Here is a 13942-nt window from a genome sequence, read left to right as displayed (position 1 = left end):
TTCTCACCTGTATTTAAGGTATTCTCCATTCTATAAATAGTGAGCCAGTAATGTTAATGACTTCATCTGTTGAAGAGTTATTAACTGGCTTATAAAACTGATTAGAGATAATTCCTGATAAAGGTAGTAGAGTCACTCATGAATAATGCCAACTCGAATGTATCAAAGTGGTCGGTTAGTAGCCGTATTTTTCATTGGATTAGTGCAGCTTTACTGTTAGCCACATGGATAATGATCCTGCTATATGAAAATTTAGATAGCAATATGTTTATTGGATACCATAAAGCGTTCGGCGTGAGCCTATTATTTTGGATGATTGCCCGAGTCATCAACCGCATTTTTACTAAGGCACCACCACCGTTAGCCATGCCAAAATGGCAAATGCTCATATCTCAGCTGTCACATTTTGCTCTCTATGCCATACTGATTGCTATGCCAATGGTTGGCTTACTGATGGCAGTATATGGCGGTCGACCGGTTGATATTTTCGGTATTTTTCAGATCCCTGTATTCGTGACCCCAGATAGAAGCTTGGCTCGTTTTTATAATAATTTGCATACTGAGATTATCTGGCCAATGATTATTGGTTTTACGGTCTTGCATATAGCAGCCGCGTTATATCATCAGTTTGTCAAAAAAGACAATCTCATTGCCCGTATGAAATAATCTGTAATCGATAAACATTAAAAAGCCCCAAGTATCAAACTTGGGGCTTTTTTTATTTATTGTAGAAATACGTACTGTTAGAACGCTATTTCTTATGCTCAGGCAAATTAATATTCATCTCTAACACATCTAAGCTGTCTTCAGAACGATGGTTAATATTGACATCATCAATCTGCACACCGTTAACATATTTGTTCACAACTTCTAAGATTTCACGTTTCATTTTCTCGATACGATCAACCGTTAAGCGATTGTTCAATCTGTTTTCGCTAGCAACGATAACTTTTAAACGCTCAGTTGCTAAATTTGCGCTACCTGCGTTACTGTTGTCGTCAGTACCGAATAGGCTACTCCAAAATCCTTTTTTCTTAGTCATCATTATCCTCCAAACCAGCGCTGTAATAGACTCTTTTTCTTCACGTCAATATGACGTAGTGGGCGCTCTTCACCCAAGAAACGGGCGACAATGTCCTCATAACATTGACCAGCAACAGAGTCGGTATAATGAATAACTGGTTCGCCATGGTTGGACGCTTCAAGCACGGAATGGCTCTCAGGCACAACACCAAGTAGTGGAACTTTTAGGATATCGTTCGAGATAGTGTCAATATCCATCATTTCATTGGCAGCCGCACGTTCAGGATTATAACGAGTAATAATCAAATGCTCACGAACAGTACCTTGGTTCTCTTCTACCTTTTTCGTCTGACTTTGCAGAATACCGATGATTCTATCTGAGTCACGCACTGAAGAGATCTCAGGGTTAGTAACAATAATAGCTTCATCCGCATGATACATCGCTAACTGTGCACCGCGCTCGATACCGGCAGGTGAGTCACAAATAATATAGTCAAACTGCTTTGAGAGTTCAGCCATTACCTCTGATACCCCTTCGTCTGTCAATGCGTCTTTATCACGCGTTTGACTGGCGGGCAGGATATACAGGTTTTCAAGCTGTTTGTCTTTGACAAGTGCTTGCGACAAGCGCGCGTTTCCAGTGATGACATCTACGAAGTCATAAACAATTCTGTTTTCGCAACCCATGATTAAGTCTAGATTACGTAGACCTACATCAAAGTCGATAACAACTGTTTTATAGCCACGTAACGCCAAACCAGCGGCAAAAGAAGCACTTGTCGTGGTTTTACCCACACCGCCTTTACCTGAAGTGATTACAACTATCTTCGCCACAATGGCACACTCCTATGAATCAATGGGATATCTTTTATATAAATAGCAAAATTACATGTTATTTACCTAACATATATATACTATCTTCGAAGCTAGCCTAGCATAAATAAACAAAAATTTATAGCAGCTCGATACTAAAGCAGAAAAACAACCTATGTATCGCTCAATTAGCCTCTCTGCGTGGTATTAGTAGGGTTATAACTATGCTTTTTGGCTTGTCGAATAGAGCAGCTTAACTACCTTAGTTTTCTATAAAGTCACTTCACGGTGTATTATTTTTAATGGTGTCTTAAGTTTCATCCATCACGGTAAACACTAAGCCTTCGCCTTCTACAAATTTTACTTGCACGGACTTGTCGATAACATGCTCAGGTAAATTGTCTCGTAAGCAATATGTCCCTGCTACTGACACCAATGACGGATTAAAGACTTGGCAGAATATACGGGCATCTTTATCACCTGTTGCGCCTGCCACCAAACGCCCTTGTGCACGGCCATATACATGCAAGCTATTGTCAGTAATCGCTTCAGCGCCGCTATTAATACTACTGGTCAAAATCAAGTCGCCGCCAACGTGATTGAGGCTTTGTCCTGAACGCAGCATTTGATCATAGATTAAGCTAGTAATATGCTGAGTACTTACCAACGTCTCGGTGGGCATATTAGATAGTGTGGTTTCAGTGGCAGGTTCGCTCGTGGTAGAAGCATTATCGACTTTGTTAGCACTAACTGCTTCAGCGTTGTCATTCTCTGCTGATAGTTGGGTAGGAACGGGGGCTTTTTTACTTGGTAATATACGCTCAATACGCTTACCATCTGCTGGAAATATCGCTAAGCGCTGCTCACGTGCTTGCGCATCAAGCATACCTGTCACCACGCCAATAGGCTGCAATCCCCATGCCCATAACAGCTCTACCAATGCTGATAAATCCTGCTCAACGTCACTATCAATAAGGATAGGGATATTGCTCGATTTATTACTGAGCGTTTCAGTTAGCTGAGCTTCTATAGCTGCTAGATCGCTTGTACTAAACTGTACGCGTGAAAACGTCAGCATCTTGCCATAGAAAGCTAGCGCTGGTGCAGTCTGGTTATCGTTAGCTGAAACTGTCATATACAAACCCTTAAAAATAATTCTGTCACGGTATTATGTCTCTTATTACATCATGCTATTAGATAGCTAAACTATAGATTTAGCATATCTTGGTGCTTCCATTGCTGTACTTTTACTTGCGCTTCAAACGCAGTCAAACTGTCATCAATGATACTAGAAATCAAAGTATCTAGCGCTGTATTATTGGTATCTATTTGCGCAATACCGCTAGCAATTTCCATCATTAATATATCCAAGCGCTTAGGGTCTAAAAGTCGCTTGTTTAATGCATTGACGACATTCTCACCGATATTGTGCCCGACGTGATGTAGCTGTGACTCAATCAGGCTGCCCGCAATAGGTATCATGCGTAGATAGCGGCGCAATTCAGGTGTGTTGGCCAACCCTTCTTCAATAGCATTGCCCATTTCGCTAGCCAATATACTGCCACCACCTGATGAGGCAGTCAGTTCCTGCAGCTTCGGTGCAAGCTCTGTACGCAGCACGGACAATACGGCCGCTTCAATCTCATTTCGATTTTTTGCAATCGTCGACTCAATGAATGATTTATGCGTGTCTGAACTGGTTAGCTCTTGTCGAAAGTTTTGTATCGCTGTCAAAATAACGCGATCGGAGAGCTCTTCTAACAGTAGGTCAATGTAGAATTTGATTCGATTGATCCACGTCTGGGGCAGTACTTGGTAGCCAAGCTGATATAGACGTCGTCCAATAACCACCGCTCGCAGCAGTCGTAAAGCACGTAGCTGCGGAAAACAGCCTAATACTTCGTACCAATGAACGAATGGGAAAAAGAACCAGCGATAATAGACTTTTTGTTTAATGGCAATCGCCCAGCGCAATAGCAACTCAACGACCAAAAAGATAGTAAAAAATCCTCCAACAGTGCGTAGAGGATCATGTAGAGTGCTCTGATACCAATTGAGCCCTTCACTGATGGTTAGCCATTCTGCAGCATTACTACTAAAATTGCTCATCAAAATAGCATCGATACTGATCAATAGCAGATCAATACTGATGGCAATAATCATGACAATATCGTAAGTGAGCTTAAAGCGACTCGGCTTTGGATGGTTCGGTTTTGGCGGCTCATCACTGATTGGATAAGGAGGCTGACTCAAAACAGATTCGGTAGCTAACGGCGAGCTAGTAGTAGAGGTGGGCACAGTCATACCTTATAAGTAATAAATGGCACAAAGAATGGGTCAGAAATCGATATTTACTACCATTTACTATTAAAGTAGACATCGAAAATCTATGAGTTCATGATTAGTCACATTATCAATGAATAAGGTTAAAAAACAACCCATCTTTGATTAAAATTTACTTACGATGCATGGCTGTTTTAACAGTAAACATCATAAGTGAGATATGACTATTGTGACACCTGTACCCGTAACTTTGTTCCTCAATAACTTTTTATCTCGTACTCGATACTTATTGCATCAACGTTTGTTACATCGATATTTACTACTTAGTACGCTTGCATAGACTGTGCTTGGTATTTGATAAAATTTAACGCTCAGCCAGTTTAGTATTGTTGAGCGTCTTTGTTAGGCATCTTGCGCTTTAGGACTAGTTTCGAAATCTGCCAACATAGTGCTAATACGTTCATCTTTTTGACGCCACACCTGTTCAACCCAGTCGAACATTTGAGCTTTTGTGTCTTCATCATTTTCGTAGCCACCTTGCTTGATACTTTCGAACAACGCATCTGGTATATCGATGTAGCGCAAGTCAACGCCCAAACGTTTGATATTGCCTTTCCAAAGATCCCCATAGCTTGGCACACCATCAGGGTATACGATTGTCATGTCTAGTATGCCATCGATATCTTCACCTAGTGCGCTAATAGCCAATGATAATCCGCCTGCACGAGGTTTTAATAAGTGCGTATAGGGCGATTTTTGCTGAGCTTGTTTGGCTTTGGTAAAACGAGTACCTTCCAAATAATTTAATAAGGTAAAAGGTTTGTCTTTTAATAGGGCGCAGGCACGTTTGGCTTCTTCGATGTCTTTGCCTTTTAGCGCAGGGTTTTTGGCAATGGCTTCTTTGGAGTGTCGGCGCATCATTGGAAAGTCTAAAAAGTAAAAAGCTTGGCCAACGATAGGGATATAAATCAGCTCAAACTTGGTAAAAAATCGCGTGAGTGGCAAGCGCTTTTCGCCAATATACTGCACGATACTGGTATCGACCCATGATTGGTGGTTGCTTACTAGCAGGTATTTGCCATTGGTATGAATATCGTCGGGTAAGTTGATACGCCAGTCTTTGCGAGGCAACATATTGTCGATTAAGGCACTGTTGCTACTGATCCAGTGAGTAGCAATTTTGATGACGGCTTTGTCTGCAATAGAGGCGCCAGTAATGACTTTACCGACGCCCATTAGCCATAAAGGAATACTACCACCGAAGCTATTGGCGGCGATGACACCAGTAGCTGTTGCAAGCGACACAGCTTTACCCAGTTTAGGCGAACGTTTATGCATTTTTCGAATGGTAGATGTCAATCGCATGCTCAATCCTTTTCAGTCTATCTGATTAATAATAAGCCGTATGTCGCTGAATCTGTCCTAGTCAAGTCAGGAATATTATGAACGTAAAGCTTTAGATCATGACTATTTAAAGCCGACAAATTCAGCGATATAATTTTAGCAGAAACATGTTGTAGTGTACGGCTGTAAACGTGACTAGTGGTAGCAAGGCACGAAGATTTGACCTATAAAACCATTGAAATATAACCTGCACTTCTCATACACAGGTATGACAAAATATTACACAGAGATAGGTTGTAGTTGCCATAATAATGGGGAATGTAGATAAGTACTTAAAAAAGATTAATGGACAATCTTTATAAAAAGCACGATTTTTTAAACTTAAGAGGAAATATTATGCGTAATACTTTAATGATTGCAGCAGTAGCATCAGGTCTAGCACTTAGCGGTTGTACAACAGATCCAAATACTGGACAACAGCGTCTAAACAAAGCTGCTCTAGGTGGTCTAGTTGGTGCAGCAGGTGGTGCAACTATTTCAAAAGCAACAGGCGGCGACAAAACTGGTCGTGATGCAGCTATCGGCGCAGCACTAGGTGCAGGCGTTGGTTACTACATGGAGCGTCAAGCTCGTCAACTTGAGCAGCAAATGGCTGGCACAGGCGTAACTGTTGAGCAGAACCCAACCACTGGTAACATTGATTTGGTTATGCCAGGTAGCATCACGTTCTCATTTGATGATGCAACCCTTAGCTCATCATTCAAGCCAACGCTTGATAAGCTTGCTTCAACGATGAACCAGTACAACCAAAACACAATTACTATCGCTGGTCACACTGATAGCAAGGGTTCAGCATCTTATAACATGGGTCTGTCACGTGATCGTGCTTACTCTGTTGCTAACTACTTAACAGCTCGCGGTGTTGCTTCAAACCGTGTAAACGTTGTTGCTTACGGCGAGTCACGTCCAATCGCAGACAACAACACTGAATATGGCCGTGGTCAAAACCGCCGTGTTGAGCTAACAGTTAATGCACCACAGAGCGTAAACTAATAAATAGCTATAACTAATAAATAGCTATAACTAATAAATAGTTATATAGCTATTAAGTATGTGCTAGATATTTGAGCACATATATTCAAAAAGAGTCAGCAATATGCTGGCTCTTTTTTTGTGTTTTCAGTTTGAATAAAACAGTGATGATTGATAGATATAGTTAATATTAAATTAAATATTGATAATGATTATCAATAACACTATAATTTGTCAGTGTTTGCTATCAATGCAATATTAAACGTCTTATCGTGCGCACTGAGAGTCAATGTGCATGGCTAAGATAGCCTGCTGTAACATGGCTTGATTATCAAAATAATTGAGGCTACTTAACCAAAACGAATTTTTTGCTATATTTCTTGAGGATATGTATGACGATTACCACAGTAACGAGCCGTAAGCTTTTACCAACTACTTTAGCTGTTGCACTTGCAGGATTGTTAATGGTGTCGGGCTGTACAAAGCAAGCCGATGAAGACACCAATGCTGCGACAGAGACGCAAATAGAAGTAGCAAACACAGAGACAGCTGATAATACAGAGATGACTGCTGCCGAAAAAGCACATATTGATAGATTGATTATCAGTTATGCAAATATGGCACACGCCGCTTATAAAGACTCGTTGGACACGGCCAAAGCGCTACAAACTGCGGTAGAAACTTACGTGGCCACTCCAACACAAGAAAACCTTGATGCTGCAAAAGCTGCCTATAAAGCAGCACGTCAACCGTATTCACAAACTGAGATTTTCCGTTTTGATGAAGGCTTTGTGACTGCCAATGACAAACGTGCCATCAACAGCATCGATAGCTGGGAAGGGCAGATCAATGCTTGGCCACTTGATGAAGCGCTGATTGATTATGTTGGTGACGACTATGAAGGCGAATATAACAGCCAAGAGAACATCATCAATAGCGACAGCATTACTGTCGGTAGTATCAAGCAAGATACCAGTACGATCACACCTCAGCTACTCGCAGAAATGAATGAAATCGGTGGTAGTGAAGCCAATGTAACGACTGGTTATCATGCGATTGAGTTTATGCTGTGGGGTCAAGACAATAATGGCGTAAAAGAAGGTGCAGGTAATCGCCCAGTCACTGACTATGCGACTGAAGCTGGACAGTGTACTAGTGGTGAGACCATCAATGAAGATGCCAGTATCTGTGAGCGCCGCGGTGAATTCCTAACCGCTGCAACTCAACTATTGGTCGATGATTTGACCGCGATGGAAGCTCAGTGGCAGCCTGATACTGAGAATACCTTGCGTAGTGATTTGATAGCGCGCAAATATGATAATGGTCTGCGCCAAATTATGTATCAAATGGGCAGCTTAGCATTAGGTGAGCTTGCTTCTGAGCGTATGCAGGTCGCTTTTGTTACTGGCTCTACTGAAGATGAGCACGAATGCTTTAGTGATTTGACTCATTTAAGCTATGCCAATAATGCGCGCGGTATCCAAAACGTCTTTAATGGTAGCTATACAACAGTCGCTGGTAAAACAGTGGGCGGCTACGGTATCAAAGACTATCTAACGGATAACGGCCATACAGAAGCTGCTGATAAATTGGCTGCTGAATTCAACAAAGTAGAAGGCGCGTTCAACGTTATCGTTGAAAAAGGCGAAAAAGACGGCATCAAGATTGACCAGATGATTGCAACTGTCGGTCAAGCTAGCCAAGAAGGTATCTCTGCTGAAGAACAAAACGTCCGTCGTGGATGGGTTGAAGCGGGCATCACTAGCTTACAAGAGCTGACGGCCAGTATCGAAAATGCTGCAAAAGCCGTTGGAATTGATAATCTAGATGCAGATGCAGGGTCACAGTTTTAAGGAAAATTTAAGCTAGCGGCCCTTATTTAAAAGCCTTTAATGAGCTTTGAGACGTTTTATTAGTCGTTATAGGTCAGTAACCGCTGTTTATTAGATACTTAGATTAGATATAATACGTGCGTTGTCAGCCACCGTTGGCAACGCATTTTTACGAGCATTAAATGAGCCAATTGGCTGGTGTACCGTCTCATTATATGTCGATAAGCAATGATTGTGACGACATATAATGAGATGGTATGACAAAATTTTCATGGTTCTACTCTAGCGCTAAGGCAATTAATTTCTATGAACGCCAATTATGTTAACCCCTCTGATTCTCCTCTTGCTACTCAAATCCTACGACATATACCTTCTAAGCTTGCGCTAATTATCGCGAGTGCAATGGCTATCAGTGCGTGTCAACCATCTGATAGCGTTTCTGACGACACTTCTGATGATGTTTCTGATGTTACTTCAGAGCAGGCCTCAAGTAATGAAAGCAGCAGTGAAAAAAGCCAAGCACTGTCGTCCGAACACGCTAAAAATATAGAAACACTGGCAGGCGTGCCGATGCAGCAACTGGTAAGCTTTGACCCTCAAGAGATCAAGCAGGGCGGTGACTCTGGTATTAGCATTAGCAGTGCTGAGAGCTACTCGAAGCCTTCATCGAATCTAGCAGCTTCTCGAAAAGGGTTGTTCTTTATCGGTAATGCGTTCTTTAAGCAACCGTGGGTCGTTGCACCTGCTAGTACTGATAGTCGTGATGGACTGGGCGCATTATTTAATGTGGCCGCTTGCCAGTCCTGTCATGTCAAAGATGGGCGAGGTCATGCGCCGATGACGGCGGATGACGATGCTGATAGTTTATTGATTCGTCTGTCTATGCCAGCGACGACCGATGAGCAGCGCCAGCAGCTACAGGATTCGCTAATTGAAAAGGTAGCCCATCCTATGTATGGTGGCCAGCTACAAGATCGCGGTATTCAGGGCGTGCCTGCTGAAGCAAGAATCGCAGTGCAGTGGACAGACAAACCAGTTACCTTTGCTGACGGATATGTTGAGACACTACGTGCGCCAACTTTCAATTTGACCAAACCTGGTTATGGTGCTTTTGATGAGGACATGATGGTATCGCCGCGTGTGGCGCTACCGATGATTGGGCTTGGGCTGCTAGAGCAAATACCTGACGATGACATTAAAAAACAAGCCAGCGACAGTAATGATAGCGATATCAGTGGTAAGTTTAACTGGGTCATGGATCCACAAACGGGCAAGCGTGCGCTTGGACGATTTGGGTGGAAAGCGGGTCAAACCAAACTTATCACCCAAAACCAAAGTGCCTTTAACGAAGACATGGGTCTGACGTCGAACATCCGTCCTAATGAATCCTGTATGCCAACGCAGACCGCTTGCCTAAATGCAGCGACAGGGGCTGATGAGCAGGGCAATGGTAAATCACCTGTGGAAGTAAACGATGAGGTTGCTAAGTTTGTAGAGTTTTATACTCGCAATTTAGCAGTGCCGCATCGCCGTAATGCAGATGATAAGCTCGTGCTGGCTGGCAAAAAGCGTTTTTATGACATGGGTTGTCAAAGCTGTCATACGCCAAGATATCAGTTGCCAAAAACCGACGATGATCATCTTGAGCAGCATGGACAAGTGATTTATCCTTATACAGATTTGCTGTTGCACGATATGGGCGATGATCTTGCTGATCGTACGATTGCTGGTAAGCTACCACCAAAAAGTGCCCAAGTTGAGTTTTTAGCCAATTCTTATGAATGGCGTACGCCAGCACTTTGGGGCGTAGGACTTGCGCAGACAGTTGATCCTCAAGCGACGTTTTTACATGATGGCCGTGCCCGTACATTGATGGAAGCTGTTTTGTGGCATGGCGGAGAAGCCGAAAAGCAAAAGCAACAAGTATTGAAGTTGGACAAACAAGGTCGCGCAGAGCTTAATGCGTTCCTAAAGTCGCTGTAATAAAATCACTGTAATAAAGTCGCTATTATAAAATCAGTATAAAAACGCTATAAATTACTACCTATAACATTACCGAGAAACCTATGAAAATAAACCACGCTTTGGCAATGGCGCTATCTGCATTAAGTGCTGGACTGTTGATCAGTTGTGTCAAACCTGCCGATGACAACAAAGCTGCAGATGTAGACAGCCAAAAAGTTGTGCAAGACAGTGCAGCTACGGACAGCGCAGTAGAAAACAGCAAAGAAAGTACTGAGAAAATCGTTGCAGTAGATATCAGTCCTGAGACTGCAAAAACGTACTTGACTCATGTGGCAGACGATATCGTGATTCCTGCGTATGCTGATGCGGCCAAGCAAAGCGATCTATTGAATGAATTGGCGCAGAAACATTGTACCCAAGCACCCGTAAGTGGCGATGAGCTACAAGCATTACGTGCACAGTGGCTAGTGTTGGCACAAGCATGGTCAAGTGCTGAAATGGTCAATTTTGGTCCTGCGACCGCTAGCATGAGCAATCTATACATTAACTACTATCCTGACGAGCGCGGACTCGTACACAGTGGCGTGGCTGATTTGATTGCTGCCAATCCAAAACTAACACCAGAGCAACTTGCTGGCGAGAGCGCTATCGTACAAGGCGTGCCAGGATTAGAAGAGGCATTGTTTGCTAATGAAAGTCTAGACGCTGGTCAGTGTGCTTATGTAATTAGCGCTAGTAGTGCGTTGAGCACGCGTCTAAAAGACATTGAGAAAAACTGGCAGCAAAACGCGACTGATTTATTGGCGATAGACAAAACAGCAGAAAGCGATAGAGGTCTAAATCAATGGATTAACTCTCTACTGTCATTGATTGAGACTATGAAGTCTAATGCCATTGATCAGCCACTCGGTCTAACAGGTAAAGCAAAAGGTCATCTGCCTGCTGCTACTGCTGGTCAGAGCCGCGCTATTATCAATGCTAAGTTAGATACGATTAATAAAGCCATGACTGACCCAGTATTGACGGCTATTCTTGGTAGCAATGATGAAAACAAAGTTTCGGATAATCTCTCGACTGCATTGGCTGATACGACTGCATTATTAGCACAAATGCCAGAAGATTTATCACAAGCGAATAAGGACGACCAACAAGCATTGTACGATCATTTGACTGATGTCACTCGTCTGATTAAACGCCAGTTAATCCCAGCACTTGGTATCCGTGTGGGCTTTAACAGCACTGATGGCGATTAGATAATGTCTACTATCGAAGCGAGTACAGCAATGTCAGCAGCCCAGACTCATGACCAGTTAAATAGGTCTAATCGGTCTGGGAGAACTTCGTCAACTCATGAGCTTTTGACGACTTCAGTGCTGACAGCAGTGGGTACGGCGGCGCTGGTCGGTATTCATCATCGTTATCGTAAGCAGCAGCATCCAGATGCCAGTCTGCAAGATTATGTGGACGGTATTTGTACACAGTTGCAGGTATTACGAGTTGGCCCTGATTCAATGCCGAAGCTTTCGCGTTTACGTTATGCTTGTGAGCAAGCAGCGGCAACATGGAAGCAGGCTTATCACGCTGTAGGTGATGATAAAAGTAACACGCTTGACTTTGCTGTCATGCATACGACAACGATGCTGGCACGACCAGTCAGCTGGGTCAGTGGCGTCGCATCACTGCCAAAAGATCAGGCTACATCAAGCCAGAATGAGCACGACTTTGGTGTGGTAGGTATTGATGCTGACAGACAAATCGTTTGGCAGACGACTATGCCTGAGCGTGTCCACGACATCGTTGTTCAGCCTCTACCTATCAATGTATCTGAAGCTCAAACTCAGCATAGCACTGTGGATCAAAGACGTGATGTTGTTGTGATGGGTCGTCGTCCCAGTGAAAAGTTTTGGGTGCTCAATACGTCAAATGGGCAAGTACAACATGCGATTACAGCTGATGTAAACCGTCACTTTTATGGTCATGCTTGCTACAGTTTAGATGGCAGCTTGCTCTACGTAACTGAGAATGACACAGTGAGTCTGGCAGGTAAAATTGGTATCTATGATGCTAATGACGCTTATCAAAAGGTAGCAGAGTTTGACTCATATGGGATTGGCCCGCATGAGCTGATTATGCATCCTGATAGCGAAACGTTAGTCATTGCAAATGGTGGTATCAAAACCGAGCAGGCCTCACGCGAAGAGCTAAATCTAGATACCATGCGACCCTCACTGGTTTATCTGAATCGTCATGATGGCACACTGCTTGAGCAAATAACTCCCGAACATAATCAGATGAGTGTACGTCATTTAGCCATGCATGATAATGGCACTGTCATGATCGGTATTCAGTTCCAAGGTGAAAAACATATCAATGTACCGTTAGTGCTGACTCATAAACGTGGTGACGGCAGCTTTACTCCATTGACCATGCCAAACAATCAATGGCAACGTTTTCACCAATATATCGCTAGCGTGGCGGTGGATAGTGAGCGTAACTTACTGTGTGTGACCACGCCGATTGGTGGCTGTGCGGCGATTTATGATTTGCATACTCGCAAGCTGATCGATGATGTAAGTCTGCCAGATTGTGCAGGGGCTTCAGTTTTAGCCAATTCTAGTGCTTCAATGAGTAAAATTGATAAACATACTGAGCCGACAGGATTTATTGTCAGTGACGGTCAAGGTCAGTTAACCGCGTTAAGAGTAAATGCTTTACCAGAAGTAAAGTTGGACGTAAACGACGTTGAACCTCATGAGCGGATTATCAAAGACAGTCAACTGCATATGATGTCATTTGACAACCATTTGCAAGCATTGTGATCCATGACGTTCAACAAGAGCGACAGACGAACAGGCATGGTGATTGATAATGACTATTACTAGAAAAATAGTAATAGTCAGCCAAGGAGGTAGAGTATTAGCTTAGACACCAGTTTAGATACTGTCAGACAGCAGCTTGCACAAGCAGGCATCGAGCTACATATTAGTAAAAAGCGTGTTAAAAATATCAATTTTCGCTTGAAGCCTTATACGTTGATGGTCTCTGCACCGATGCATGTCAGCGCATCACAAATGTTGTATGCTGTTGCTAAGCGGGTGCCATGGGCTATTGCAAATCACCCGCAAGTATTAGAGCAGTACAATCGTAGACAGAGCACGTCGTCTGACACTTCAGCTGCGAATAACTCAGTTTTATTATGGGGGACAGAGCAATCATTTACGCTCAGCCCCGATCAAAAAATCGCCTATTATCGTCAACAACTCTCCGAAGTCACACCTGCACTATTTGAAAAGTGGCAGCCAATCGTTGGCGCTTATGCTAATGAAATACGGTTAAAAAAAATGCACACACGTTGGGGCAGTTGCAATACGCGTGCAAAGCGAATTTGGCTGTCGGTTTATCTTCCTGCCTATCCTATCGAATGCACCGAATACGTAATCGTTCATGAGCTGTGCCACTTGCATCATGCCAATCATAGCCGAGCGTTTTGGCAAACGGTTGCGACAGCGATGCCAGATTACCAGCAATGGCATAATAAGCTAGCGGGCAAGACAGGACAGCTGGACTAAACCTATCATTTAACTATCTAATCAGCTAAATAGTTCTAGTAAGCACCTCGATATCATCTGCGTAACATTCATTATGCAGAG

12 protein-coding genes are annotated in these 13942 nt (G+C 43.1%); 7 read left to right on the top strand and 5 right to left on the bottom strand.

All coding sequences use genetic code 11. The features are described from left to right. Positions 1-138 precede the first annotated feature (138 nt). The gene (locus ACIGBM_RS10805) at positions 139-666 is read left to right on the top strand and encodes a cytochrome b (RefSeq protein WP_296208121.1); all 528 of its coding nucleotides are present in this window, start codon (positions 139-141) and stop codon (positions 664-666) included. An 85-nt stretch (positions 667-751) separates the two neighbouring features. Here the strand turns inward: ACIGBM_RS10805 and minE are convergent, their stop codons facing one another. The 5 genes from minE to ACIGBM_RS10780 all read right to left on the bottom strand — a co-directional run bounded on the left by minE (position 752) and on the right by ACIGBM_RS10780 (position 5484). Continuing rightward, positions 752-1042 (bottom strand): cell division topological specificity factor MinE, encoded by a 291-nt coding sequence (gene minE, locus ACIGBM_RS10800; RefSeq protein WP_057762631.1) that lies wholly within the window; start codon positions 1040-1042, stop codon positions 752-754. A gap of 2 nt (positions 1043-1044) precedes the next feature. After that, positions 1045-1857 carry a septum site-determining protein MinD gene (minD, locus tag ACIGBM_RS10795; protein WP_057761560.1) on the bottom strand — a complete coding sequence of 271 codons (813 nt, stop codon included), beginning with the start codon at positions 1855-1857 and terminating at the stop codon, positions 1045-1047. A 289-nt stretch (positions 1858-2146) separates the two neighbouring features. Continuing rightward, positions 2147-2971, bottom strand: a complete 825-nt coding sequence (minC, locus tag ACIGBM_RS10790) for a septum site-determining protein MinC (protein ID WP_397477755.1) — start codon at positions 2969-2971, stop codon at positions 2147-2149. Positions 2972-3042: 71 nt separating this feature from the next. After that, positions 3043-4140 (bottom strand): hypothetical protein, encoded by a 1098-nt coding sequence (locus tag ACIGBM_RS10785; RefSeq protein ID WP_397477754.1) that lies wholly within the window; start codon positions 4138-4140, stop codon positions 3043-3045. A gap of 381 nt (positions 4141-4521) precedes the next feature. After that, the gene (locus ACIGBM_RS10780) at positions 4522-5484 is read right to left on the bottom strand and encodes an acyltransferase (RefSeq protein WP_397477753.1); all 963 of its coding nucleotides are present in this window, start codon (positions 5482-5484) and stop codon (positions 4522-4524) included. A gap of 375 nt (positions 5485-5859) precedes the next feature. Between ACIGBM_RS10780 and ACIGBM_RS10775 the strand changes: the two genes are divergently transcribed. The 6 genes from ACIGBM_RS10775 to ACIGBM_RS10750 all read left to right on the top strand — a co-directional run bounded on the left by ACIGBM_RS10775 (position 5860) and on the right by ACIGBM_RS10750 (position 13861). Next, on the top strand, positions 5860-6516 hold the full coding sequence (locus tag ACIGBM_RS10775; protein WP_057761553.1) for an OmpA family protein: 657 nt from the start codon (positions 5860-5862) through the stop codon (positions 6514-6516). Positions 6517-6887: 371 nt separating this feature from the next. Beyond that, a complete protein-coding gene (locus ACIGBM_RS10770) occupies positions 6888-8348 on the top strand; it encodes an imelysin family protein (protein WP_397477752.1) in 1461 nt (486 codons plus the stop codon). A 285-nt stretch (positions 8349-8633) separates the two neighbouring features. Further along, positions 8634-10310: a di-heme oxidoredictase family protein gene (locus tag ACIGBM_RS10765; RefSeq protein WP_397477751.1), complete on the top strand. Its 1677-nt coding sequence runs from the start codon at positions 8634-8636 to the stop codon at positions 10308-10310. Positions 10311-10393: 83 nt separating this feature from the next. Further along, complete coding sequence (locus ACIGBM_RS10760) at positions 10394-11545, top strand: imelysin family protein (protein WP_397477750.1); 1152 nt, start codon at positions 10394-10396, stop codon at positions 11543-11545. Between the two features lie 3 nt (positions 11546-11548). Beyond that, on the top strand, positions 11549-13111 hold the full coding sequence (locus tag ACIGBM_RS10755) for a DUF1513 domain-containing protein (RefSeq protein ID WP_397477749.1): 1563 nt from the start codon (positions 11549-11551) through the stop codon (positions 13109-13111). Positions 13112-13309: 198 nt separating this feature from the next. Beyond that, the gene (locus ACIGBM_RS10750; RefSeq protein ID WP_397477748.1) at positions 13310-13861 is read left to right on the top strand and encodes a M48 family metallopeptidase; all 552 of its coding nucleotides are present in this window, start codon (positions 13310-13312) and stop codon (positions 13859-13861) included. Positions 13862-13942: the final 81 nt, after the last annotated feature.

It is taken from the genome of Psychrobacter sp. NPDC077938 (genome assembly GCF_044542635.1).
In the GTDB taxonomy this organism is placed as follows: Bacteria; Pseudomonadota; Gammaproteobacteria; order Pseudomonadales; family Moraxellaceae; genus Psychrobacter.
The sequence above is the reverse complement of the archived record's forward strand: the minus strand, read 5'-3'. Positions and strand labels throughout refer to the sequence as shown.